Source organism: Stutzerimonas stutzeri (genome assembly GCF_024448895.1).
Taxonomy (GTDB): Bacteria; Pseudomonadota; Gammaproteobacteria; order Pseudomonadales; family Pseudomonadaceae; genus Stutzerimonas; species Stutzerimonas stutzeri_Q.
On sequence record NZ_JAMOIC010000017.1, the window covers coordinates 101263 to 125400 of the forward strand.

The 24138-nt window shown below is 61.1% G+C and carries 29 protein-coding genes; 8 read left to right on the forward strand and 21 right to left on the reverse strand.

Annotation, left to right across the window (positions count from 1 at the left end):
* Nucleotides 1-4: 4 nt before the first annotated feature.
* Genes NA619_RS18545 through flgB form a run of 3 tightly spaced genes read right to left on the reverse strand, consistent with a single transcriptional unit; the run spans nt 5 to nt 1486 of the window.
* Nucleotides 5-688, reverse strand: coding sequence for a flagellar hook capping FlgD N-terminal domain-containing protein (locus NA619_RS18545; RefSeq protein WP_255963274.1), 684 nt, complete (start codon nt 686-688; stop codon nt 5-7).
* Nucleotides 688-1116 (reverse strand): flagellar basal body rod protein FlgC, encoded by a 429-nt coding sequence (gene flgC, locus NA619_RS18550; protein WP_255963275.1) that lies wholly within the window; start codon nt 1114-1116, stop codon nt 688-690. The genes NA619_RS18545 and flgC overlap by 1 nt, the downstream gene beginning before the upstream one ends.
* A 4-nt stretch (nt 1117-1120) precedes the next feature.
* Entirely contained in the window at nt 1121-1486 is a 366-nt protein-coding gene (flgB, locus tag NA619_RS18555) for a flagellar basal body rod protein FlgB (RefSeq protein WP_255963276.1), read from the reverse strand.
* Between the two features lie 133 nt (nt 1487-1619).
* Here flgB and flgA point away from each other — a divergent pair, with 133 nt between their 5' ends.
* The 4 genes from flgA to NA619_RS18575 all read left to right on the forward strand — a co-directional run bounded on the left by flgA (nt 1620) and on the right by NA619_RS18575 (nt 5335).
* The gene (gene flgA / locus NA619_RS18560) at nt 1620-2387 is read left to right on the forward strand and encodes a flagellar basal body P-ring formation chaperone FlgA (RefSeq protein WP_255963277.1); all 768 of its coding nucleotides are present in this window, start codon (nt 1620-1622) and stop codon (nt 2385-2387) included.
* A gap of 365 nt (nt 2388-2752) precedes the next feature.
* On the forward strand, nt 2753-3634 hold the full coding sequence (gene lafA / locus NA619_RS18565) for a lateral flagellin LafA (protein ID WP_255963278.1): 882 nt from the start codon (nt 2753-2755) through the stop codon (nt 3632-3634).
* A gap of 352 nt (nt 3635-3986) precedes the next feature.
* Nucleotides 3987-4856 (forward strand): transcriptional regulator, encoded by an 870-nt coding sequence (locus NA619_RS18570; RefSeq protein ID WP_255963279.1) that lies wholly within the window; start codon nt 3987-3989, stop codon nt 4854-4856.
* Entirely contained in the window at nt 4853-5335 is a 483-nt protein-coding gene (locus tag NA619_RS18575) for a hypothetical protein (protein WP_255963280.1), read from the forward strand. Before NA619_RS18570 ends, NA619_RS18575 begins: the two co-directional genes overlap by 4 nt.
* 795 nt (nt 5336-6130) lie before the next feature.
* On the opposite strand, the gene NA619_RS18580 is transcribed toward NA619_RS18575, so the two are convergent.
* The 18 genes from NA619_RS18580 to NA619_RS18665 all read right to left on the reverse strand — a co-directional run bounded on the left by NA619_RS18580 (nt 6131) and on the right by NA619_RS18665 (nt 21100).
* Nucleotides 6131-7045: an OmpA family protein gene (locus NA619_RS18580; RefSeq protein ID WP_255963281.1), complete on the reverse strand. Its 915-nt coding sequence runs from the start codon at nt 7043-7045 to the stop codon at nt 6131-6133.
* A complete protein-coding gene (gene motA, locus NA619_RS18585) occupies nt 7042-7914 on the reverse strand; it encodes a flagellar motor stator protein MotA (protein ID WP_122168110.1) in 873 nt (290 codons plus the stop codon). Before motA ends, NA619_RS18580 begins: the two co-directional genes overlap by 4 nt.
* A 204-nt stretch (nt 7915-8118) precedes the next feature.
* On the reverse strand, nt 8119-8898 hold the full coding sequence (locus NA619_RS18590) for a FliA/WhiG family RNA polymerase sigma factor (protein WP_255963282.1): 780 nt from the start codon (nt 8896-8898) through the stop codon (nt 8119-8121).
* A 10-nt stretch (nt 8899-8908) separates the two neighbouring features.
* On the reverse strand, nt 8909-9370 hold the full coding sequence (locus NA619_RS18595) for a flagellar basal body-associated FliL family protein (protein ID WP_255963283.1): 462 nt from the start codon (nt 9368-9370) through the stop codon (nt 8909-8911).
* Between the two features lie 36 nt (nt 9371-9406).
* A complete protein-coding gene (locus NA619_RS18600) occupies nt 9407-10447 on the reverse strand; it encodes a flagellar hook-length control protein FliK (protein ID WP_255963284.1) in 1041 nt (346 codons plus the stop codon).
* A gap of 143 nt (nt 10448-10590) precedes the next feature.
* On the reverse strand, nt 10591-10914 hold the full coding sequence (locus NA619_RS18605; protein WP_255963285.1) for a hypothetical protein: 324 nt from the start codon (nt 10912-10914) through the stop codon (nt 10591-10593).
* Nucleotides 10898-11296, reverse strand: a complete 399-nt coding sequence (gene fliS / locus NA619_RS18610) for a flagellar export chaperone FliS (protein ID WP_255963286.1) — start codon at nt 11294-11296, stop codon at nt 10898-10900. The genes NA619_RS18605 and fliS overlap by 17 nt, the downstream gene beginning before the upstream one ends.
* Entirely contained in the window at nt 11293-12600 is a 1308-nt protein-coding gene (gene fliD / locus NA619_RS18615; RefSeq protein ID WP_255963287.1) for a flagellar filament capping protein FliD, read from the reverse strand. The genes fliS and fliD overlap by 4 nt, the downstream gene beginning before the upstream one ends.
* A 290-nt stretch (nt 12601-12890) precedes the next feature.
* Entirely contained in the window at nt 12891-13103 is a 213-nt protein-coding gene (locus NA619_RS18620; protein ID WP_255963288.1) for a hypothetical protein, read from the reverse strand.
* Nucleotides 13104-13200: 97 nt separating this feature from the next.
* Nucleotides 13201-13641, reverse strand: coding sequence for a flagellar export chaperone FlgN (gene flgN / locus NA619_RS18625; RefSeq protein WP_255963289.1), 441 nt, complete (start codon nt 13639-13641; stop codon nt 13201-13203).
* Nucleotides 13638-13913: a flagellar biosynthesis anti-sigma factor FlgM gene (flgM, locus tag NA619_RS18630; protein ID WP_255963290.1), complete on the reverse strand. Its 276-nt coding sequence runs from the start codon at nt 13911-13913 to the stop codon at nt 13638-13640. Before flgM ends, flgN begins: the two co-directional genes overlap by 4 nt.
* Nucleotides 13914-14150: 237 nt before the next feature.
* Nucleotides 14151-14576, reverse strand: a complete 426-nt coding sequence (locus tag NA619_RS18635) for a flagellar FliJ family protein (RefSeq protein ID WP_255963291.1) — start codon at nt 14574-14576, stop codon at nt 14151-14153.
* Nucleotides 14573-15904: a flagellar protein export ATPase FliI gene (gene fliI / locus NA619_RS18640; RefSeq protein WP_019341999.1), complete on the reverse strand. Its 1332-nt coding sequence runs from the start codon at nt 15902-15904 to the stop codon at nt 14573-14575. Before fliI ends, NA619_RS18635 begins: the two co-directional genes overlap by 4 nt.
* 1 nt (nt 15905) lies before the next feature.
* Nucleotides 15906-16604, reverse strand: coding sequence for a flagellar assembly protein FliH (gene fliH / locus NA619_RS18645; protein WP_255963292.1), 699 nt, complete (start codon nt 16602-16604; stop codon nt 15906-15908).
* Between the two features lie 6 nt (nt 16605-16610).
* Nucleotides 16611-17678, reverse strand: coding sequence for a FliG C-terminal domain-containing protein (locus NA619_RS18650; protein WP_255963293.1), 1068 nt, complete (start codon nt 17676-17678; stop codon nt 16611-16613).
* Nucleotides 17650-19335 (reverse strand): flagellar basal-body MS-ring/collar protein FliF, encoded by a 1686-nt coding sequence (gene fliF, locus NA619_RS18655; RefSeq protein WP_255963294.1) that lies wholly within the window; start codon nt 19333-19335, stop codon nt 17650-17652. The genes NA619_RS18650 and fliF overlap by 29 nt, the downstream gene beginning before the upstream one ends.
* Nucleotides 19336-19355: 20 nt before the next feature.
* Nucleotides 19356-19676: a flagellar hook-basal body complex protein FliE gene (gene fliE / locus NA619_RS18660; RefSeq protein WP_255963296.1), complete on the reverse strand. Its 321-nt coding sequence runs from the start codon at nt 19674-19676 to the stop codon at nt 19356-19358.
* A 38-nt stretch (nt 19677-19714) separates the two neighbouring features.
* Nucleotides 19715-21100, reverse strand: coding sequence for a sigma-54-dependent transcriptional regulator (locus NA619_RS18665; RefSeq protein WP_255963306.1), 1386 nt, complete (start codon nt 21098-21100; stop codon nt 19715-19717).
* A 444-nt stretch (nt 21101-21544) separates the two neighbouring features.
* Between NA619_RS18665 and NA619_RS18670 the strand changes: the two genes are divergently transcribed.
* The 4 genes from NA619_RS18670 to NA619_RS18685 form a co-directional block, all read left to right on the forward strand.
* On the forward strand, nt 21545-22384 hold the full coding sequence (locus NA619_RS18670) for a FliM/FliN family flagellar motor C-terminal domain-containing protein (protein WP_255963297.1): 840 nt from the start codon (nt 21545-21547) through the stop codon (nt 22382-22384).
* Nucleotides 22381-22752, forward strand: coding sequence for a flagellar motor switch protein FliN (fliN, locus tag NA619_RS18675; protein ID WP_255963298.1), 372 nt, complete (start codon nt 22381-22383; stop codon nt 22750-22752). Before NA619_RS18670 ends, fliN begins: the two co-directional genes overlap by 4 nt.
* Nucleotides 22749-23504 (forward strand): flagellar type III secretion system pore protein FliP, encoded by a 756-nt coding sequence (fliP, locus tag NA619_RS18680; RefSeq protein WP_255963299.1) that lies wholly within the window; start codon nt 22749-22751, stop codon nt 23502-23504. The genes fliN and fliP overlap by 4 nt, the downstream gene beginning before the upstream one ends.
* 407 nt (nt 23505-23911) lie before the next feature.
* Nucleotides 23912-24138 (forward strand): hypothetical protein (locus tag NA619_RS18685; RefSeq protein WP_255963300.1); only part of this gene is annotated, 227 nt, incomplete at its 3' end.

The following is a 24138-nucleotide window of genomic DNA, read 5'->3' on the forward strand; positions in this document are numbered from 1 at the left end:
GGGCTCAGCCGCCGAGCAGCCCGGCATCGGCCTGGGCGAATTCGAGGATGTTGTAGAACGGCACCGAACCGACGCCATTGACCTGAAGCACCGGACCTTCAGCGCTGACGCGCACGTTGGAGACCTGACCGGCAACTTCCACCTGCGGGAACTCGCCGTTTTCCGATTCGATGCTGACGCTGTATTTGCCGTCGCGCAGGCCGTGCTTGGCCGGATCGATAACGAAGGGCACCTTGCCAGCCGACTGCGCGCCCAGCTCGATGCGAGTCTGCGCGCCGTTGGAGTCGGTCAGCAGCACGGCGGTACGGGTCGAGGCATGGCTCAGGTCGAAGCCGCCGCTCACGGCCTGCCCGCTGAGATCCAGCGACTCGACCGCCACACTCACCTGCTGGCCGACCAGGCCGGCTGCGGTGAGGGTCTGCAGGTTGTCAGTCAGCACCAGATTGTTCTGCGCGAGAGTCGCCAGGTTTTCCATGCTCTTGACCTGGGACATCGCCGAGAACTGATTGAGGAACTCGGTGCTGTCGACCGGCTTGGTCGGATCCTGGTACTTGATCTGCGCGACCATCAGGCTGATGAAGTTGTTCTCCATCTGCGTGGAATCGCTGACGTTCACCGCCTGCTTCGGCAGATCGCTCGCTGCAGCGCCGGACAAACCGCTGCCCTGCAGGTTATTGGTCACCGCCATCAGGACTCTCCCAGCCGCAACAGGCTCTGCTGCATGCTTTTCACGCGGTTGAGCACCTCGACGCCGGTCTCGAAACTGCGGGTGGCCGACATCATGTCGGTCATCTCTTCAATCTCGTTGATGTCGGGGTAGTAGACGTAGCCGCTGCCGTCGGCCAGCGGATTGCCCGGCTCGTAGCGGCGCTTGGGCTCGGCGCCGGAGGTGACCACGTCGAGTACCTGTACATGTGCGCCACCGAGGCCTACGCCGCGGGTCAGCGAGTTGTTCTCGTACACGGCGGCGAACATCGGCTTGCGCGCCTGGTAGACATCGGCAGCGTTGTTGGCGGCCGAGTCGGTGTTGGCCAGGTTGCTCGCCACGGTGTTAAGCCGCACGGTCTGGGCGTTCATCGCCGAGCCGGCGATGCGATAGATGGAATCGAATGACATGGCTTCAACGGCCCTCGATGGCTTGCTTCAAGCCACGAAATTTCATCGTGACGAAGGTCAGGCTGGTCTGAAAATCCATGGAGTTGCGCGAGAACTGCGCCTGCTCGGTCGACAGCTCGACGGTATTTCCGTCCTGCGAGGCCTGGCCCGGCATCCGGAACAGCAGGTGCGGGTCGCTACCGGCCATGCTGGCGCGCGGTGCTGTGCTGCTTTCCAGCCGGCGCATCTCCTTGTTGAAGTCGATGTCCCGCGCCTGAAAGCCCGGGGTGTCTTCGTTGGCCAGGTTCGCCGCCAGAATCTCGCTGCGCTGCATGCGCAAACCGAGGGCCCGCTCGTGGACGCCCAGGGCGTCATCAATCCGTATACTCATTCACCGATACCCTTTGCAGCCTGGGCGGGCCGAACGACAGCCCGCAGCTATGTGCGAGGGTGTTTGCAGAATGCGTGCCGAACCATCACGAGAAGGTAAGTGATTGATTTACTTAGTTGAAAATCTCAGCAACATGGACAAGCAAGAGCGGTTTTTTCCGCATGGACCGGCTGTACGCAAGAGAAGCGGAAAAGCCGCTTCCGCCTGCTTCCTCGTCGCATTGCTTTTGGTGACTATCAGCCCCCAAGTACGCGCCGATGCCGCCGCGCAGGTAAGGCAGGCGGTCGAACAACATCTGCGCGTGATGCTCGAGGGCCAGGCGGCGCGCCAGGGTTGGCAAGGGATGCAACTGCGCTACGACATCAACGTGCCAGCCGCTTCGACTGAGCTTGCCCAATGCAGCAGCACGCCGCAGATCCAGGCCACAGGCGACGCGCCGTCGGCGATGGACCGGCAGCAACTGCGCGTCAGCTGCCCGGACGGCTGGTCGCTCAATGCCACCGGTCAAGCCCATGTTTTTCTCCCGGTGGTGCACGCCGAAGGCATCATCGATCGCGGTCAGACGCTGACCACCAACGACCTCAAGCTGCAACGCATCAACATCGCCAAGGCACGCCGCGGCTACTACAACCGCATCGAAGAGGTCGCCGGCCTGGCCGCCAAACGTCGCATCCGGGCGGGCCAGACCATCACCCCTGCCCTGCTTGAGCAGGCGATGGCGGTCAAACGTGGACAACCGGTGAAGATCGTTGCCAGCCACGACGGCATTGAAGCCTCCACCTCCGGTGAAGCCCTGGCTGACGGCCAGCCAAACGACGTTATCCGCGTGCGCAATATGGGCAGCGGCAAGGTGATCGACGCGAAGGTAATAGAAGCAGGAGTGGTGACCAGTACTTTTTGAGGGAAGCTCGGACGCTGTCGCTCTCGTAGGATGGCGTTGAGCGCAGCGATACCCATCGGAACGATTCAGTGGCGCTCATGGGTATCGCAAGCTCAACCCATCCTACGACCGACCGCAACTGCCCGGCGGCTGCCGTAAAGACTGTCGGCGGACTGTAGGAGCCAGCTTGCTGGCGATCCGAGCGGCCCGAAGCGTTGACGGCGAGAGTCAATCCAATAGTCCAGAGCGCCCTTCCTGACGCGCCGAAAGAATCTAAAAAAAAATTGACGTCAGGATTTAATCCTCCTGCACGGGCTGTCGCCTTACCTTTTCAGCAGGCAGTCAAGCCAGCTCCTAACAGCCCAATCGCACGAAGGATCATCATCATGGCACTGTCCATTCACACCAACTACTCCGCCCTTACCACTAACACCGCTCTGAACAAGTCCAACAACGCGCTGAGCACTAACCAGCAGCGCCTGGGCACCGGTCTGCGCATCAACTCCGCTGCCGACGACGCCGCCGGCCTGCAGATCGCTACTCGCCTGAACGCACAGAGCCGCGGTATGGGTGTTGCCATGCGTAACACTGGCGATGCCACCTCTATGCTGCAGACAGCAGAAGGCGCGTTCAGCGAACTGACTGACATTGTTCAGCGCATGAAAGATCTGTCGACCCAAGCAGCGAACGATACTAACAGCGCTGACGACCGCAAATCCTTGTCGGCCGAATTTAATGAACTAGGCAAAGAGCTGACCAACATCGTCAGCAATACTAAGTACGCTGGCGACGCTCTTTTCGGTGTCGATGGAGCGTCGGGCAAGTTCGGCACAGCAGGGGGTATGAAGTTCCAGATCGGCTCCAGCGCGGCTGAGACAATGACCCTAGATGCCACTGTTCAGCTCAAGGCTGTAACTGATGCGCTGACCGCCCTTAACGGCCAGTTCAACGCTACGCCAGCGGCAGATACCAAGCTTGAAGCTCAGGGTACGGCAAACGGCGCTATCACACTGGCTGCCACCGCTCTCGACAAAATTGGAAGCATGCGCGCTACCCTCGGCTCCAATATCAACCGTCTGAGCCACGTTAACAACAACCTGGCGAACATGAAGGACAACACCGAGATGGCCAAAGGCCGAATCATGGATGCCGACTTCGCTATCGAAAGCGCCAACATGAGCAAGAACTCCATGCTCATGCAGTCGGGCATCTCCATGCTCAAGCAAGCTGGTCAGATGCCAGGCATGGTCATGGGCCTGCTGGGCTAAGCGGTACGCAACATCGCCGGTCGCCATTGACCGGCAACGAAAAGCCCCGACTCGTCGGGGCTTTTGCGTTCTGGAATACCTAAATGGCCTGCTCCGACAAACGGCTGTGATGATTGAGCGAGCGCACACATCACAAGATATGCCGAATTAAGCCGCTGACCGCAGCTTTAGCACCTATATCTGCCCTGTTGCATTCAAGTATTTGCTCTCGAGGCTCGATGGCCGTTCGGCGCCTTTTTGGTGCCATCAGCTTGTGAGATCAAAAAAACGACGCCAATATGCCGCCGTCCAGTTTTGCCAAGGTGATCACACCGGTAAAACCATCCATTCGCAAAACCTAACCCAGGCGCTCATGACCTCATCTCTGACCCCTTCGGCCACCGATGGCTTCGTCTGCCCCCTGTTGAAAACCGGCCGAGACGGTTGCATCGCCCGCTTCGATCGCGCGCTTTACCAACTGGTGATCACGCATGAAGAGCTTGAGGAGACACTGGATCTCGGCTTTTCCGGCAGCCGTGTGTTGGAGCGGCTGCTGCAGGTGCCGGGTGAAGTGGTGTCACGCGATGAGCTGATGACCCACGCCTGGGAAGGGCGTGTCGTAGGACAGGGCAGCCTGAACCAGCAGATCTATACGCTGCGCCAGGCACTGTTCGACGGTCGCAACCAGATTATTCAGACGCTGCCGCGAAGAGGTTATCTGTTCAATCCGCAGTATCTGATCATTGATAAGTCAGAGCCTGCGATCGACACGTCGGAATCGGCGATCAATGAAGAAGCCGAGCCGTTGACGGTCGAGCTGCCTGTAACAAGCACCCCAGCAACAACGGAGCCGCTCACACCAAAACCTCGGCGCCGTTCATGGCAGACCCTGGCACTGGTCGGCTCAGGGATGATGGTGTTGCTGGGACTGGCAACTCTTGGCTTTCGCTTGGCCAGCACGTCGGCTCCGTCGTTCACCCAGACGGTCGAGGCCGGGCCACTGGAGGTGCTCTACGTAGAGGAAAGCCAGCGCCAGCTCGATGCACTGATTAAGGAAACGCGACATCTGGTCGATACCTTGGCCGACGTGAGTGCCAAACCGGCGCGCCTGATCGTCAACATGTCTCCAGGCTTCTACGAGATCCGCTGCCTGCAGGGCGACGGAAGAGTCAATTGGCTCAAGGTTCACAAAAGCAAGATCCAGACGATCCCCAGCGACCATTTACGAGAGTGCCTGCAATGAACAGCCAGAACGAAACCGGAGCGGTGGGCAAGCGCATGCTGCTGGTAATGGCACCAGCCGCCCTGCTGTTGTGGGCATTCGTGGCCATGGGCACTACCGGCAGCGCATCGTCCAAATTCGACGGTCGCTACAGCTCCAGCGGCCACGTGGTGCTGAGCGATGGCAGCACCGTCAAGGTCAGCCAGAGCCTGGTCTTCAACAAGGGCCGCTTCTATTCGATGACCCGCAACGCGCCGGCTATCGTCGAGGCGTCGGGTCGACTGGAGACGGATCTGCTAGGTCGCGCGTCGCTGGTCGTGGAAGAAGGCCAGGTTCACGGTCTGGGGCCGCAAGACCAGATGGACGATGAACTGATGTTCAATCTGTTCTATGGCTCTCACAAGGGTGCCCGAATCACCCTTGAACAGGTCGGCGCCTGTCTGTACGGCGTGCAGACCCAACAGGTCTATTGCGCAGACGATCACCCTCATCGCGGTTGAAATACACGCCTGCCAGCGGTTGCGGTGCGCCTGATAGAGGCCCCTATCGGAATCACGATATAGGCGCTGCAACCCATCCCATGCCTAGCAGTGAACACCAGCGCCTGAACCAGTAACGGCGCTCACATGATCCAGCCTCCACGCCGCCCATTTGCAGCAAGCTGGCTCCTACAAACGGCATGTCGCAGAACCAAACCGAAGCGTTCTTCCTGTTGCCGGGCCCATCGCCCGCCCTGCAGAAGCGAGATTGCTCGCGATCAAGGCGCAGCGAATTCCAACGAGCCGGTCTCTGCAAATACCCCATCGCCAGCAAGCTGGCTCCTACGAACGGCCTGTCTGCTAGATTCAGGCCCGAAAGATTGTTCCGTATGCCGGGCCAGCCATCGGCCGATTCTGTCGGAGCGAACTTGAGCGCGAACAAGGCGCCGCGAATTCCAACGAACCGGTCTCTGCAAATACCCCATCGCCAGCAAGCTGGCTCCTACGAACGGCCTGTCTGCTAGATTCAAACCCGAAAGATTGTTCCGTTGCCGGGCCAGCCATCGGCCGATTCTGTAGGAGCGAGCTTGCTCGCGATCAAGGCGCTGCGAATCCCGACGATCCGGTCTCTGCAAATACCCCATTGCCAGCAACCTGGCTCCTACGAACGGCCTGTCTGCTAGATTCAAACCCGAAATATTGTTCCGTTGCCGGGCCAGCCATCGGCCGACTCCGCAGGAGCGAGCTTGCTCGCGATCCAAGCTTAAGTGGCTCGCTCTATAGCGCGATCATTACCGCCAACCGCCCCCAAGCTGATTAATCCGCGGAAGCTCCGCTATAGCTCGCGCCGCTTTCGGAGAAGCGCACCTTGCCGTAGCTGTCGCCGAACAGCTCTTTGTACAGCGCCTCGGCCGAGGCGGTCAGCAGCAGGATTTCAACCCGGCGATTGGCGCCGCTATGAGGGTCCTCGGGGTCCAATGGCATGACGTCCGCCTGGGCGGTTACCTGCAGCACCGAGCGCTCGCTCAGTCCGGCAGCGACCAGGGCGTTGCGAGCCCGCAGGGCGCGATCACCGGACAGGTTCCAATTGTCGTAGCCATTATTCTGCCGATAGGGCGTGGCATCCGTGTGGCCGCTGATGATCAGCTTGTTGTCGACCTTCGCCAGCACGCCGGACAGCACACCGAGCAGCTTCTGGAAATGTGGATTAAGCGTGGCACTGCCGCGCTGGAACATGAAGCGTTGCTGGTCGTCCTTGATCAGGATGCGCAGGCCCTGGGGCACCACATCCACTTCCAGGTTGGCCAGCGCATCGACCTCACTGGCGACTTGCCGCATCAGCGCGGCGAGCTTTTGAAGTTCTTCGGTCGAGCCGTAGTTGCGGCTACCGTCCTGTTCGTTACTCGACTCGCGGGCAGTTTTTTCATCGGCCTGGGGTGGGCGCACCGGCATGCCGTCAAGTTCCAGGGGCGAACGGCTGGTGCCATCGAAGATACCCGCGCCGCCATCGACCAGCGGATTGCTCTCCATCTCTCCGTAGGATGGGTTGGACTGATCTATCTGCGGCTGGATGATCCACAGCACCATGAACAGCGCCATCATCGCCAGCGTGAAGTCGGCAAAGGCTACCTTCCAGGCACCGCCGTGCGCATCGTCATGGCCTTTCTTGCTGCGGCGCTTGATGATGATCTCGTGCTCGCCACCGGACCCGCCCTTGCCCCTGTTTCTCATGCGGCGTCCCTTTCTTCCTCATACTGCGTCACCCATTTTTCCAACTGGCGGAAGGCGGGTTTCACGTCCTGCTCGATCAGCTTGCGCCCGGCGTCGACCGCCAGCAGCGTGGGCTTGCCGGCCACATGGGCGACCAGGGTGGTCCGCACGCATTCAAGGGCGGAAAGTTCTGTCTTGATGCGCTGACTCATGGCATTGGACAGCGGGTCCATCAGGCAGTAGCAGAAGAAGATACCGAGGAAAGTGCCCACCAGCGCGGCGGCCACGTGGGCACCGATCTCGGCGACGCTGCCGCCGATGCTGCCCATGGTGATGATGATGCCCATGATCGCCGCGAGAATGCCGAAGCCTGGCATCGCTTCACCGATCTTGTGCAGCGAACGCGCCGGCTGCAGCAAGGCGTGCTCCATGGCTTCGAGTTCCTGTTCAAGGAAGCCTTCCAGCTCGTGAGCGCTGATTTTGCCCATGGCCATCAGGCGGAAGTTGTCGGCGATGAAGGCCATCAGGTTCTTTTCCTGGAGGATCAGCGGATAGCGAACGAACAGGTCGCTCTGCTCCGGTTCCTCGATATGCGAGTCGAGCACCTTCAGGCCGCCCACGTCGACCATCTCGAGCAGTTCATAAAGCAGCATCAGCAACTGGCGCTGAAACTCCTCGCCCCGACGCTGGTAGGAAAAGACGTCCTTGATCTGATGCAGCATCTCGATCAGAACTTCCTTGGGATTACCCACGACCAGACTGCCGAGCGCCGCGCCGAGAATGATCACCACCTCGGCCGGCTGCCAGAGCACTCGCATGTCGCCGTTGGCCATGGCGTAGCCGCCCAGCACGCAACCGATGATGATGAAGGCACCTATTACTTTTTGCATGACTACTGACTTCTTTCGGTTAAGGGGCTGCTGACGCTTCGGCGCGAGCCGCGTTGCTGCGCCAAATGACGGCAGGCCGGGCGGCGCTCCGCAAGGCGCGGGACGCCGCATGGCGTCATTTGCCGCGCAACCCGAAGGGCCGGGCCTGTTTTTGCGCGGTTCAGCGTTATTCGTCGTTCATTTGGAGTAACCAAACTTCTCTCCTCATGCCTTGCCCCGCGCAAAAACAGGCTCCGGCGCGGCCGCGATCGAAGCGTCAGAAGCCCCTAAAAACCGGCAAGCCTTGCCGATAGCCTGCTTGCTCAACTGACAGACCCGGGCATCGCTGACTTCCAGCACCAGGGCAATTTCTTTCAGGCTCAGCTCGTGCTGGTAGTAAAGCGTCAGCACCAGGCGTTCGCGCTCGTCCAGCCGCGCGAGTGCCTGTGCCAGCACGCGCTCCTTGATCAGGCGCTCCTCGAACAACTCAGTGGTGTCGGGAAAATGCTCATGGCCGCTCTGCAGCAGTTCATCGAGGCTTTCGATCGCCTCGGATGAGTCGGCACAGAGAAAGTCCTGGTATTCCTTTTCGTCTAGGCCGGTATGGGCCTTGATCTCTTCGTCGCTAGGCTCGTGACCCAGCTGTCGCGACAGGTCGCGGATCGCATCGCGAACCTTGTGAGCCTGCTGGCGAACCTGACGCGGGCGCCAGTCCTGGCGGCGCAACTCATCGAGAATGGCGCCGCGGATACGCAGCGAGGCGAACTTGCCGAACTGCTCATCGGGTTCGCCGTAACGGCGCAGCCCTTCGAGCAGGCCCATCATGCCGATCTGCTCCATGTCCTCACGATCAAGTACTTGGTTGGCCTGCAGCGACAGCTGCCGGACGATGCGCTTGACCAGTGGCAAGTACTGCATCAGCCAGCGCTGCTCGACCGCCGGTGCGAATACCGATGGGCCGGCCGGCGTAGCGCCGTAGACGTCGATGGGGCAAGTAGCGGTCATGGCGCGGCCTTTACTGCACGATCAGCTTGTTGACCAGCACGTGCTTGAACGGCACGGCTGCGTTCTTGCTGGCGAAGTCGGCGAACAGGACGGTTTCGAGACGCTCCTGCAGCTCGCTGATCTTCAGCCCGCGCAATTCGGCAAATGGCAGTGAAGACAGGTAGCCCACCACCGAGTTACGCACGATGGGTTCCACCTGCTCGAATTTCTTCGGCTCGTCCGAGGCGTCCGCCTGCAGCACCAGGTCGAGCACGAAGTAGTGCTCACGCCCTTCACCGCGCACGCTGACGATGACTTTCTCGACCGGGAAGAACTCGTACTCGGACGGCTCCGCCGGCTCGGCCGCAGCGACCTGTTCGGAACTGCTCCCTTCAAGGCCGGGCTTGAGCAGCCAGTAGCTGACGCCAACCCCACCGGCAACGGTCAGGACGTTGAGCAGCAGCATCAGCAGAACGAGACGGGACGTGGACATAACACACTCACAATTGGCTAATTAGGTTGAAACCGGTCAAACCGTGATCAATACATCCTGGGCGCGACCACTCTCCCGGCTCTGTTGCTGTTCCTGCTGTCGAGCCGCAGTGGGCAACTCTTCGGCTGCCAGCGCCGCACGCTGACGCTGCTGGCCTTGCTGGCCGCCGCTGTCGGCACCGACCTGCACGTTGACCTGTACGAAGTGCTGGCCCACCAGTTCGTGGCGCAAGCGCTCGCTGGTCTGCTGGAGCAGCCGCGCCACGTCGGCATTCGCTGCGGACAGATGCACGTTCAGACGCCCAGACTCATGGCTGAGCATGATTTCCATGCTGCCCAGCTCCGGCGGATCGAGGCGGATGGTGGCGCTCTGGATCTTCTGCTGGATCTGCAAGTCGACGTTCTCACGCAGCGCATGCAGCATCTGCTCGCCCCACTTGGCCTCCGGCGCCTGCAGCTTCAAGGCACGATCGGCCGCCTGGGCGGGTGTCGTCTGTCCGCGCTCGACCGTGCTGGTGAGCGGCTCGCCGGCATCCAGTGCCTCGACGGCTTCCAGCAGTGGTTCCAGCGATGCAGCCGCCATGGTGTCGGCCAATGCGGGCGCCGCTACAGGCTGATTAAGGGACATATCGACGACCGGCTTCGTGACCGCCGGGGTCAATGAATTCAGCTCGGCCGCGCGGCGTTGAAAGCCAGCCGCCGCGAGCACATCCAGCGGATCGGTCGTATCGGCATTCGCTTGCTGCTCGCCAGACGGGGCTTGCCCCGGCAGCCAGGTGAACAGGTCAGCGGGTGCTGGAGCGGCCTCTGGCAACGCTTGCGCTTGCGATAACGGCACCGGCGCAGCGCTAGCGTGCCCTGCGTCGCGCGCCTGAATAGCGGTTTGCTGCTGATCGATCATCCCCAGCAGCCACTGCTCAGGGGTCAGTTCCTGAGGTGCTTCGCTACCCTGAGCAGCACTGCCGCCAAGCTGCAGCACCTGCCCCTGTTCGGCAGCCGGTACCGGTACTGCGCCTTGCAATAAAGCCGCCGCAAGTTCTGAGGGCAGGCCTTCGGTCTCGGTCGATACAGACTGCATGCGTTCGCCGAAGCCACGTAACACATCGTCGGCCAACCGACGGCCAGCAGGAGGTTGTCCAGAAGCAGTCGCCCGTGCAGCTGTGGGCGCCACTGACTCCGCGCTTGCAGCTGCAGCACGCGTATCTGATATCGACTGGATGTTCATCCTCTGTCTCCGGCCTGGAACATGTCCACGCGCTGATAGGCGGCTCGCCCTTCGGCGTACTCGAGGTGGTTCAAGAGGAGCAGGCGCAAGCGCTCGCACTCATCGGCACAGGCTTTCAGGCCTTCATCGTGTAGCTGCTTGAGTCGGTGCTTCGCGGCACGCGCAGGCTCGTCCAGCTCAGCACGCGAGGCCAGTGTTTCGAGGCAATGGCGGATCGCGTTGTCAGCCGCTGCGACGGCATGCCAGTCGCTGCCTTCCAGCGCCTGTTTCAGCTGAGCATGCAGCGCCATCAGGCGCTCGCTATCACTTACGCGCGGCACTGACGCCCTCCCAGCCTTCGCGCAATACGCCGAGCAGGTTGATCACTTCGTCCAGACCTTCGAGCGACAGCGTCACGCTGACATCCGAGATCCGGTAGATGCAGTACTCGTAAAGGCGGGACAGCCCCTGAACCACCTCACCACCGCCCTCTTCATCGAGGGCGCCATTGAGGCCGTTCAGGATGTTCATGCACTTTTCCAGGGAAGCGCCCTTCTGCTGATAGCGCTTGTGCTCGATATGCCCACGGGCACGGGCCAGCTCGTCGAGCAGCCCATCCATGAGAACCAGCACCAGCTCGTAGGGAGAAGCCGAAGCCGCACGGGCTTCGAGATCTACCGAGCGGTAACTGTCGTAACTTTCGTTAGGGAAATAGGAGCTCATAAGAACGATCCCGAGGCTTGCTGTGTGTTTTGCATGGCGAACAATCCGCTGGTCTGCTCCATGCCCTGCATGGTCTGCATCATGGTCGTGAACTGCCTGAGGTAACGGCTGTAATGGGTGTCGTACTGCTGCTGGAGGTTCTCGAACTGCTCGTCGATGCGGCGCAGGCTCATGTCCAGGGTGTCCATGCGGTTCTTCAGCAGGCCGTTGGTGGTGCTGGTGTAGCTGGAGACCGTCTTGTCGATGCTGTCGAGCAGCTTGTCCGTACCGGTAAACAGCTCCTCGAAGCCGGCGGGATCGTTGGCCACGGCTGCCTCGAAACGCTTGGCGTCGATGGTCAGCTTGCCGTTACGGTCGGCACTGATGCCGAACTCGATCAGGCTTTTGCCGCCGAAGTCGCTCCGCAGCAACCCGTTGAGGCGGCTTTCGATGGAGCGCACGCTGGAATCGCCCGCCAATGCGCCGCGCTTGGCGCTGTCGCTGCCACTGGCGGTCAGCGAGTCGAAGCTGGTCATCAGCGCGTTGAAGGCGTCGATAAAGGTTTGCGCCTTGGCCTGGGTGCCGGCCTTGTCCTGGCCAACCGTGACGGTCAACGGGGTGTCAGTGGCCGCATGGGTCTTGCTGACGGTCATGCTGACGCCGTCGATGACATTGGCGAAGGTGTTGGTGCCACTGGTCAGCTCGATGCCGCCCGCGCCATAACTGCCGCCCAGACGCATCAATGCATCCTGGGCGGTGGAAAGCGTGGTCGTGGTCGCCGCCGCGTTACCCATGATCGCAGCGCTGAACGCGTTGGCTGCGCCGGATTCGGCGCTCGTTACCACAAGACTGACTGCGCCGTTGCTGCGAACCAGCGTCGCTTGTACACCGAGGCCCGCGTCATTGATGGCTGTGGCGGCTTCGTCCAGGGTCGCGTAGCCGCTCAGGTCGAAGGCTTGAGTATTCAACGTCAACGTGCCGCTCAGGCTGCCGTCGACCAGTCCCTGCACCGCGACCTGCTGCTTGCTTGCCAAGCGCTCGACGAAGAAGTCGTAGGTTCCGGCTTTTGCCGTGGTACCCACCGTCGCCGTCGCAAAACCCTCCTGACTGAAGGTTGCGCTATTAGTCAGCATGCTCGTTGTGGTGCTGTTCAGCTTGGTGATGGCCGACTTGAAAGTCGTCATCGACGTGCGCAGCGAACTCAGTGCATCGCGCTGAGCCTTGTAGCGTGTTTCGTTGCGATTAAGCCGGTCCAGCGAAGACTGAACTTCGTAGGTGGCCAACTGCGTCGACATCTGCTTTACGTAATCGGAATTTATAGCCATCACCATCCCCTCTTGAAGCAAGTAGAGCAAGTTGGATGCCAGTTCTGTAATGCCCGAATTACGGGCGCTTCAGGACCAGTCATGCAGAAAAAAGGCTTCCGCTAGACGACGCGACGAGGAAACGGGGAAACGCCGTTTCCGCCTGTGCGACGCGCGGAACATCTTTCTGTAAAGGCGACGTTGGAGGTGAGGTAGTTAAAGCAGGCACCGAAAAGGATTAATCCATGCGGAACGAGCGCGGCAATACGCCAGGGCAGTCGCGGGTGGACGTCACAGAGGGTATGAAATGATTAGCTGGGGAGGGTGCGGGCGACGAAGCCCTCGGTGAAGCGCCCGCAGACTTTGATCGCCAGCAAGCTGGCTCCTACCAAAAGCGATGCGTAGAGATTGAGCGTGTCACGACAGACGATCCTGCCGCTGTAGGAGCCAGCTTGCTGGCGATCGGCGGGACTATAGGAGACTTCAAGCGCCACTGGATGCAGTGGCGGATGCTCCTTTCCCATTCAACATTCGCGGTGGATATGCGGGCGGGTTACCCCAACTTGAGGCCAGCGCGGCGCGCTTGCCTAACGGAAGGCGCAGGGAGTCGAACGTTGCGCCTCAGTAGGCCTGGGGCGAATAGAGCCGCGCGTCCTGCCCACTGGCGAGCAGTTGCTGAAGGATGTCGTGGTGCATAGCGAGCAGCTTGCCGTTGTGCTCGTTGAACTGCTGGCACTGCACGGCAAGATCACCGACCTGTCGCCAGTGCTGTTGCAATGATTCACCGCGCTCGCCGGCGCAGCTGGACAGCAGACGGCGCATCCCCACGCCCGACGTTTCCAGGCGGAAAGCCGCCAGCACCTTGCTGCGACGCTGAGCACGCGCGGCAATGGCTTCGACACGCACGGTGATCTGCAGGTTGATGCGATCGATCTCGGGCACGTCGCGTTCCAGCAGACGCCCGTAAAGCTCCTGCATCAGCTCGCGCAGGACGAGGTAATCACCGCAATCCTGCTGAAGGTCGTCATCTACGACTGCGAGCAGTTTTTCGCGCTGGCTCACGCATCGTTTCCGCGGTGATAGCTCAGCATGCTGCTCGCCAGCTCGCCCACGTCGGTGGAGATCTCACCACGCTGCAGGGCTTGCTTGATCGCGGCGACGCGGTCGAGGTCGACCTCGGGCATGGCGCGCAGGGCTTCGTGCATCTGTTCCAACGGCAGGCTCTCGGCTTGACGTGCGGCTGGCTGAGCAGCCGGGCGAGCGGCGACCTGACGGGCCGTGGAAAGCTCGGTAGGTGTGACGGAGGCGGGCTTGAAGTGCCGGCTGATTTCCATGATTTTCGTTCCAACTCGGTGGTTACTGCCTAACAAGCGACCGCTCGGGCGAAAACCTTAAATGTTTTTTGCAAACACAGGACGAGTGGCGTTGGGCTAGCCCCGGTCGACTATCGACTCCGCGCCATCTGAAACCCGTAGGCGCCAGAAGCGCCTGGGTATTGCTGACAATTCCACGTGGCGCAAGCCCATGATCGCCAGCAAGCTGGCTCCTACACGACGAGGCGACCACGCTGGCTACGCAATCTGGCTACGCCACCAAGTCTGTGCCGCCAGACCATCCTGAATCTTCTGTTCCTGCGCCGTCAGGATCTGCTGCCACTGCTGCATCTTGGCCTCGATCACGTGCTCGACCACCTTCTCGCTGCGCATGGCCTGCAGCAACTCCTGCTGAATGCGCACCAGCGCCTGTTCGGCCACGGCCAGTTCGCGCCGCTGCAGCTCGACCATCTTGTACAGCGTAGCCTTGTAGCGCTGCTGATTGTCGCGCTGCAGCGGCGTGCTCATCGGCACGCTGAAGCCGCACAGACGGCTCAGGCCAGTGATGTTGTTGCGATAGCGCTGACAGAGGTTCTGCTGAAATTGAACCTGCCCGAGCATCTGCTTGACCCGGTTGCCGCGCAGGCTGGCCAGGCGCGTGAGCGTTTCGATCTGCTGTTTCATGGCTGTTTGATGATGCTCTGCAGGATGGCAAGACTGGTTTCCAGCTCCGCGGCCTCGCCCACTTCCTGGCGCAGAAAGCGCTCGATGGTGGGTGCCAGCTTCACGGCGCGATCGGTTTTGAGATCCGCGCCCGGGCTGTAGCCGCCTAGTGGGATCAGCTCCTTGATCTTCTCGTAGGTGCTGTAGAACTCCTTGAGTTGGCGGGCCGCGCCCAGGTGCGGCGGCTGGCCAACCTGGCTCATGCAGCGGCTGACCGAGGCGCAGACGTCGATGGCCGGGTAGTGCCCGGCATCGGCCAAGCGGCGCGACAGCACGATGTGCCCGTCGAGAATCGCCCGTGCGCAATCGACGATCGGGTCCTGCTGGTCATCGCCTTCGGCCAGCACCGTGTACAGCGCGCTCAGGCTGCCGTTGTCGTTGGCACCGTTGCCGGCGCTCTCCACCAGCTCCGGCAGCATGCCGAATACCGACGGCGGATAACCCTTGGTAGCCGGCGGTTCACCCAGGGCCAGGGCGATTTCACGCTGGGCCATGGCGTAACGGGTCAGGGAATCGACCAGCAACAGCACGTCGTTGCCCTGGTCGCGAAAATAGGCAGCAATGCTGTGGCACAGCTCGGTGGCCTTGAGACGCATCAAGGGCGACTCGTTGGCTGGCGCGACGACGACCACGGCCTTCTTCAGGCCTTCCTCGCCCAGCGAATGCAGCAGAAACTCCTGCACCTCGCGACCCCGCTCGCCGATCAACCCGACCACTACCACATCGGCCTTGGTCTGCCGGGTGATCATGCCCAGCAGCACGCTTTTGCCGACACCAGAGCCGGCGAACAGCCCGACGCGCTGGCCCTTGCCGAGGGTGAGCATGGCGTTGATCGCCCGTACGCCGACGTCCAGCGGCTCGCTGACCGGTTTGCGTTTGAGCGGGTTCACCGATGGCAGCTCGGTGGGCAGCGGATCACGTCCGCTGAGCTTGCCCATTTCATCCAGCGGCTCGCCGAGGCCGTTGACCACCCGGCCCAGCCAGGATTCGTCGATATGCAACTTGGCGTCATCCGGCGCCGGAAACACGCGCGAGCCGGAGGTCAGCCCGACCGGCTTCTTGAATGGCATCAGATAGGTGATATCGCGGTTGAAGCCCACCACCTGCGCTTCGAGCATGCTGCCGTCGCCCTGCTCGACAAAGCAGCGCTGGCCGGTCATGCGCTGGCAACCGAGGCTTTCCAGCAGCATGCCGGAGACGCGCACCAGCCGGCCGCTGACTTTCGCCAGCTGCACGGTATCCAGCGAGCGCAGCGCCTCGTCGAGCCGGAAGCTCTCGCGCAGGGACATCTCAGGCTTCCGCCCTGATGTGTTCGCCCAGCGTGTCCATGCATGAATCCAGGCGCTGCTGACAGCCGATGTCGGCTTCGGCCTGTGCCGTGATCACGCGACATTCGCCGAGCGCCAGCTTTTCATCCGGCACCAGCCGCCAGTTCGCCGCGCGCTCGGGCGCCAGCTCCTTGATGCGGGTGCATTCCTCGGGGTTGAGCAGAATGCGCACGTCTTCCTGATCCCCCGGCATACCCGCCAGGGCTTCCTCAGCCAGGGTCAGCAGTTGGGTTGGGTGCAGGGTCAGCTCGCAGCGGATCACTTGCTTGGAGACCTTTTGCACCAGCTCCAGCACCTGCTCTCGGCGCGCCTGCTCGAACTCCTGACGAAAGCCGTCGAAACGCTCGACCAGCGCATCCATGGGCCGCGCCGCTTCGTCGAATGCGCGACGGCCCTGAACGCGGCCTTCTTCACGGCCGATGGCCTTGCCGTCCTCTATGCCACGCTCGAAGCCTTCGCGATGCCCGGCCTCGCGGCCCTGCTCCAGACCCTGCTCGTAGCCCTTGTCGATGCCTTCCTGAAAGCCATCGGCCACGGCGCGTTGCATCGCCGCCGGGTCTCCGGCCAGGCTGTCGGCCAATTCCGCTGCACTGCGCACGCGCGGCGGGAAGCGGAACGGGCGCCACGAGCGGCCTTCACCCTTGATGATCTTGATGCTCATCGGCGCTTACTCGACCGTCTGTTCGCGGAACAGCTGAACCTGCAGATCGCCTTCGTTGGACATGTCACGGACCACGGCCATGATGTCCTTGCGCACCTGCTCTACACGACTCAGCGGCACTGGGCCCTGACGGCGGTTGATCGATTCCATCTGCTGCGCCTGACGCTTGGGCATCGCAGCCTGGACGGCCTTGACCAACGCAGGCTCAGCGCCTTTGAGCGCGACGACCCATTCCTCCAGCGGGATCACTTCCAGCAGGGTCTGCAGCACGTCCGGGTTCTGCCGCGAAAGGATGAAGAAGTCATACATTTCATCCTCGATCTTGCCGACCAGCTCTTCGTTGTGCGCGCGCAGCAACTCGAACATCTGGTCACGGTTGCCCTTGAAGCGGTTCATGATGTCCGCCGCCTGCTTCACGCCACGCACCTGCGAGCCCTGATTGGAGAGCACCTGCAGGCTGCGATCGATGAGCTGTTCCAACTCGGCGATGACGTCGCTGTTGACCTCGTTTAGGTTGGCGATGCGGTAGAGCAATTCGTCCTGGCGCTCGGGCGGCATGCACTCGAGCACGTCGGTGGCCATGCCCGGCGGCAGGAAGGCAAGGAACACGGCCTGCATCTGCGCATGCTCTTTGGCAATCAATGCAGCGAACTGTTTGGGATCGAGCCATTCCATCTTCGCCATCTTGGCGCGGATCTCCTCGCCATAGATGGAATCGAGCAGCGAACGGGTGATGTCGCCGCCCAGCGCCTTGCCGAGCATGCCTGACAGGTAGGTGCGCGAGGCGCCCTTGATGCTGCTCTGCTCCTTGTAGTCGTCGAAGAAGCGGCTGATGACATCGGAAACCATCGGCTGCTTGACGTTGGACAAACGCGCCATCGCCTGGCTGATGCTGATGATTTCTTCGCGCGTGAAATTGCGCAGGATGCCCGCGGAGATGTCATCGCCCATGCTCAGCATGAGGATCGCCGCCTGGTCCAGCGAACTCACCGAGCGCAGTTGCACCGGGCGCGCCTTGATTTCCTTGCTCGAGCCGGTAACCGACTCAGCTGGCTGGGTTGAGGTCTCTTTCATTGCGGCCTATCCAATGCTTGATGACTTCCGAAACGCGCTCCGGGTCGTTCTTGGCGAGCATCTGCAAATGCTCGATCTGTAGCTCCAGCCCTGAACCCGGCGCCGGCAAACGGATTTCCGAGAGCGGATTGAGCTCGCCGAAAATATGGATGCCGTCGCCGGTTGCACGCGGGCTGGCCAATGCTGCCCGCGCCTCGGCTTCAATTGCCGTCGGCACCGGCACCGAAGCGGCTGCCAGGGTGCCTTCGAGTGGAACAGCGTCCGCTTCTGCCGGTGCATTGCGCCGGGTCAGGCTGCGCACGGCCGGGCGGACCACGATCAGCAACAGCAGCAGCGCGATCACCCCAGCCAGGGCAAGTTTGGCCAGCGCATGCACCTGGGTGTTTTCCCACCAGGGCACTTCCTGCGTGACTGTTTCCACCGAGGCGAAAGGCAGCACGCTGAGGGTGATCAGATCGCCGCGCTCCAGCTTGAAGCCAACGGCGCTGCGCACCATTGCTTCCAGCTGGGCACGGGCTTCGTCGCTCCAGCCGCCTTCCGGCGCAGCTCCGGCGTTGACGACCACCGCCACGCTCTGCTGACGCAGCGCAAAACCGGCGTGTTTGACGTGCACCACGCTCTGGTCGTAATCCATCTGACGGGTCGACTCTTCACGCAGGGAGGTCGCGCCCTTGGTTTCATTCTTTGCCGCCGCAGCCTCCTCGCCCTCTTTAGGCGGCGCCACTGGCCTATTGGCAAGCGAGCCGGGAATGCCCAGGGCCAACTGGTCCAGTGCACTTTCATTGCTCAGGACTTCACGGCGCAGGCGCGGCGTCTCGCCGTAGGACTGGAAGGTCTCTTCTTTCTGGCTGAAGTCGATGTCCGCAGCCACGCTGATGCGGTAGTTGCCGCTGCCCAGTACCGGCGCCAGGACCTGTTCGATATTGGCGACCGCCTTCTGCTGGTAGTCCTCGACCGCGCCCCAGTTCTGCGCCGGACCGCCGCCAACGTTGAGGCCGCGCGACAGCAGTGCGCCGTACTGGTCGACCACGCCAACATCCTCGGGCTTGAGATTGGGCACACTGCCAGCCACCAGATTGACGATTGCGCCGACCTGATCGGCGCCGAGCTTGTAACCAGGCTCGAGCTGGAGCATCACGGATGCCTTGGTCGGCGCACGCTTGCTGATGACGAAGGAACTGTTCTCCTCCTGCGCAAGGTGCACCCGAGCATGCTGCACACCCTTGAGCGACATCACGGTGCGCGCCAGCTCGCCTTCCAAGCTGCGCTTGAGGCGCACGTCCTGCACGAATTGGCTGGTGCCCAGCGGCTCCTCCTTGTCGAACAGTTCGTAGCCTGCCGGCAGGGCCACTTTCACGCCTTTGGCGGCCAGCAGCATGCGCGCACGGGACAGCTGATCCTCACGGACCAGAATCTGCCCGCTCTGCGGATGAATGCGGTATTGCACGACTTCGGCGTCAAGGACCTGCATGACCTCGGCAACCGGAAAGGCTTCGCCCGCGCCATGCAGCGGCCGGAACGAGCCGTTGTCACGCCACAGGTAGAAGGCCACGGCAACCGCCAGCGCAGCAGCGATCACCGCCATGCCGGCCAGGGTCACCCGCGGATCGAGTTGCAGGCCACCAGCGGGCAGCTTGTTTTTTAGTTTTTCGAACACGTCTTAGCTCTCACGCTCTGTCACAGCGGCATTCTCATGACGTCATCGAACGCCGTGGTCAGTTTGTTGCGCACCTGCAGCAGGGCGGAGAACGACACGCTGGCCTTCTGGCTGTCGATCATGGCGCCAACCAGGTCGTCACTCTTGCCGCTGTCCACCGCAGCCATGGCCGCGCTGGACTGATGCTGCTGGGTATCGACCGAGCGCATCGCGGCCATGAACAGGCCACCTGCATCGGGCGCCGCCTGGCTTGCAGGCTTGATTGCCGGGCTGCCCGCGACATCCGCGAGCTGCTGCATCCGGCCCAGCATCTCCTGCTGCACTTGAGTGATTGAACTCATCGCTGGCTTTCCCCTGTTCGGCAATAAAAGTGTCTGGATCAGAAATTCAGCTCGATGCCCTGCTCGCGCATGGCATTGAGGCGATAGCGCAAGGCGCGCGATGTCATCCCGAGGCTGGCAGCGGCCTTGGTCTTGTGCCCGTCGAACCTGCGAATGGTGTCGATCACGTGCTGGTACTCGGCCCACTTGCCACTGGCGCGCAGGGCAGCTTTTCCGCTTTCGGCGAACAGGGGCTGCGGTTTTTCCATGCGCACTTCGGCCTGCGCCGGCACTGCGAGTCCCAGATCCTGCGGCTGGATGAACAGGCCGTTGCGCAGTACCAGCGCGCGCTGCACGGTGTTTTCCAATTCGCGTGCATTGCCCGGCCAGTCGTGGAGCATCAGCGCGCGGCAGGCATCGGCGGTGAACAGCTCCTCGCCAGCCTCCTGCGGTGCGTACTTGGCAACGAAGCGACGCGCCAACGGCAGGACATCTTCCTTGCGCTCACGCAGTGGGCTGATATGCAGCGGCAGCACGTCGAGGCGGAACATCAGGTCGGCGCGGAAACGCCCTTCGGCCACTTCCACCTGAAGATCGCGGTTGGTGGCGGCGATGATCCGCACGTTGAGTTCGATTTCCTTGCGACCACCGAGGCGCTCAACGCGTTGCTCCTGCAATACCCGCAGCAGCTTGGCCTGCAGGGCCAGCGGCAGTTCGCCGATTTCGTCGAGCAGCAAGGTGCCGCCATTGGCCAGTTCGAATTTGCCAGGCTGCGCAGTAACCGCACCGGTGAAGGCGCCCTTCTCATGGCCGAACAGGATGGATTCGAGCATCTGTTCAGGGATCGCCGCGCAGTTCACCGCGATGAAGGGCGCCTCGGCGCTGGCCGAAAAGCGATGGATGTAGCGCGCCATCAGTTCCTTGCCGGTGCCGGTCTCGCCAGTGATCAGGATCGGCGCACGGGTCAGCGAAACACGCTGTGCCATGGCCAGCAGCCGGCGACCGGCCTGGGAACATGAGACGAAGCTTTCCTGCGCGGCGCCGGCATATTCCTGCCGGCGCAACAGGGCACTGAGCTGACTTTCACTGAAGGGTGAAAGCAGGTAATCGACACAACCCAGTTCAAGTAAGGCTGCCGCTTTTTCCTGATCGGCATATTGCACAACCGGCACTACGCTTATATTACGAACGCGACGCACCAAGGCATCGACCTGCGCATAAAGGTTATGCGCGGCGACCGTTCCAATGAGTACGAAAACCAGCGAAACACCTTTTAGTGAGTGAGTGTCCAGCTCGTTGAAATCGGCATAAGCCGATACTGTGCACCCTTCTTTTCGCAAGCCTTCGCTGAGGAAATTGGCGCCCGACTCGGCGTTGTTTCCAACAATAAGAATCTTCTTGCGCGCCGGCGTGGGAGCGAATAACGCCTCGCACGAGTAGTTCATTGCATGACTGACACTGTTCAATGGGACCACCTTGCCGAAGGTACGTGTGCCAGTTGGCCTGAACGCAACGCCGGACTTCGCTGAAGAAAAATTTATTTAACTCGTTCGGAACTTTGGTCGCCCTGTCTGTCCAACTAGCCGATCGAGACAACTACCGACAGCCGATCACTCCGAAACAACTGCGCGCACGGTAACCATTGCGCTCAGCCCTGCCCAATCAGTTCCGCTAAATTAAAATCAATTGCCCATCAGTGATCTCAAAAAAGATCAATTGATACCTAATGATTTAATTATCCCTCGCGCCCAAGCCTAGAGTGGCGGCACGCTAGAGCCGTGCCTGTGACCTAAGGCCCGCAAATCCCGCCCTGGCCAAACGACCTTCTGCTTATACCCGCGCTGCCGGCGTCGCCGACCGCGCAAGAACCAGGAAATACAGTTCACAACATGTCTGGCAATTCAAAAGTCCACCATGGCGTGCCCGCCCAAAGCCTGACTGTATTGAAACCGCAGAAGCTTGGGCGGCATCACCACAAGATTCCTCAGTTTATTAAGGAAACCACCAACAAGAATCCCCGTTTGATGGGCGATTACTTCCTGCGCAATTACCGGATCAGCCTTGAGTTGAGCAAGGTCGATGTGCAGGAACCCAACAAACAGGCGCCGGACTGCATTTACCGTTCGCCCATGGGGAAAGTTGGATTCTCGATTGACCGAGCGTTATTGACCGAAGCACTGGAGTGTTATTACGGTGGCACTATTGTGCCCAATCAGGACACGCCGCCGCTCAGCACTTCCGAACAACGGATGCGTAATCGCCTGGGTCTTGACCTGACCTATATATTCGCGCGCTCGATATTGTCCGGCGAGACGTTTGGCGAACTCGAGCGCTATGAAAACGATTACGAAGAAACCACCTGGGAATATGTGGCCGAGTTCGAATACATCAGCCACCTGACCAATAGCCGGTCGTCGATTTTCATTCATCTCGATACTGAACTGGTCGATGAACTCACCATGCGCCTGGCCGGGCCACTGCCGACGCGACTGACAGGCAATCCGGTCGACCACATCAAGCATCTCCCGGTCCGCCTCGATTGCGTGGTCGCCTCGGTGCAGATGCCGCTGTCGCAGGTGCTCGGTTTGCAGCTCAACGACATCCTCATGGTGCGCCCGCTGGACCGCTACGAAGTGCGCATCAACCAACAGAAGCTATTCCGGGGGACTGTCTTCGAAGAAGACGGCGCCTTGTACCTCACTTCACTTGAAAGCGTGAAATCCCAATGACCGGTCAACTGTCCGACAACGAATTCGAGAACCTCATCAACGAGGGTGATCTGAGCCTCGACACCACCGACGAGCCAGCCGCTGCACCCGCACCCCAGCCCCAGGCGCCACGCCAGGACCTGAGCTTTTTCGGCAAGATCCCGGTGAACGTCACCCTGGAAGTGGCCTCGGCGGAAATCTCGCTGAAGGAACTGATGGAGTGCGACACCAGCAGCGTCATCGTCCTCGACAAAGTGGCCGGTGAGCCGCTGGATGTGAAGGTCAACGGCACCCTGTTCGCCAAGGCCGAAGTGGTCGTAATGAATGGTAGCTATGGCCTGCGCATCGTCGAACTCTCCGGCGCCGGCCTGGATGCGCTGACGCAATGAAGCTGCGCCGCGGGCTGTCACTGCTGTGCCTGATGCTGGCCAGCCTGTTTCCGCTGATGGCCCAGGCGGCCGGTGGCGAGATCACCCTGTTCAATCTGAACGATACCGAGAACGGACAGGAATTCAGCGTCAAGCTGCAGATCCTGATCATCATGACGCTGCTGGGCTTTCTGCCGGCGATGCTGATGATGATGACCTGCTTTACTCGCTTCATCATCGTGCTGGCCATCCTGCGCCAGGCCATCGGCCTGCAGCAGAGCCCGCCGAATCAGGTGCTGATCGGCATTGCGCTGATCGTCACGCTGCTGGTAATGCGCCCGGTGTGGCAGGAGATTCATAGCGCCGCCTTCGAGCCCTTCCAGAACGACGAGATCAGCCTGGAGCAGGCACTGGAAGTCTCCAAGGGCAGCCTCTCGGGCTTCATGCTGGCGCAGACCAACAAGACCTCGCTGGAAACCATGGTTGCCCTGGCGGGCGAGGAAGTGCCGGAGAACCTTGAAGACCTGGACTTTTCCCTGCTGCTGCCGGCATTCGTGCTGAGCGAGCTGAAGACCGCGTTTCAGCTGGGTTTCATGATCTTCGTGCCGTTTCTGGTAATCGACCTGGTGGTCGCCAGCGTGTTGATGGCGATGGGCATGATGATGTTGTCGCCGATGATGATCTCGCTGCCGTTCAAGCTGATGATTTTTGTGCTGGTGGATGGGTGGGCGCTTTTGATCGGCACCCTGACCACCAGTATTCAGCCGTTTTAGGGGGCGCCGTGGACAGTCGTCGCTCACCCTATGCCATAACCGTTGAACGGTCTTTCGCTTTTCGTAGGAGTGTAGGGGGACGCCCAGTCTTTGCTCGCGATCCGGCGGAGCTGCCGCAACCTGATAACGACGACGCCGCTCTGCTGGTGGGTCCAGCCTCAGGTTTCGCCCTGCACGGCGAGTCACTTTTTCCAAACGCCGAAAAAGTAACCAAAAACGCTTGCCCCTCCATCCGGGTCTCGCTTCGCTCGACTTCCCTCATTCCATCCGCGCTTCGGGGGCCGGCGTACAAGGGCCATCCATGGCCCTTTACGCCTCTCGCGGCATCCATGCCGCTCGCTCCCCTCCGCGCGGATTCCATTCGGCCTCCTGAAAGGGGCGTTCGGCGTCGTCTGGCAGGCCGTGCAATGGAAAAGCAAGAAGCCGTGTCGAGCCAGGGTCAATTAATCAATGACCTTCAGAAGTTCGTAGGGTGGAAAATTGCGGAGCATTTTCCACCGAGATCGGCGCTTGAGTCGTCTGCGCACGACCTTCCCGAAAACCGGTGGGTAAGCTTCGCGTTACCCACCCTACGTTTAGCTCCTACAACCGCTTCGCTATACGGCCCAACAGACACCACCGAATCGCCCCTTTC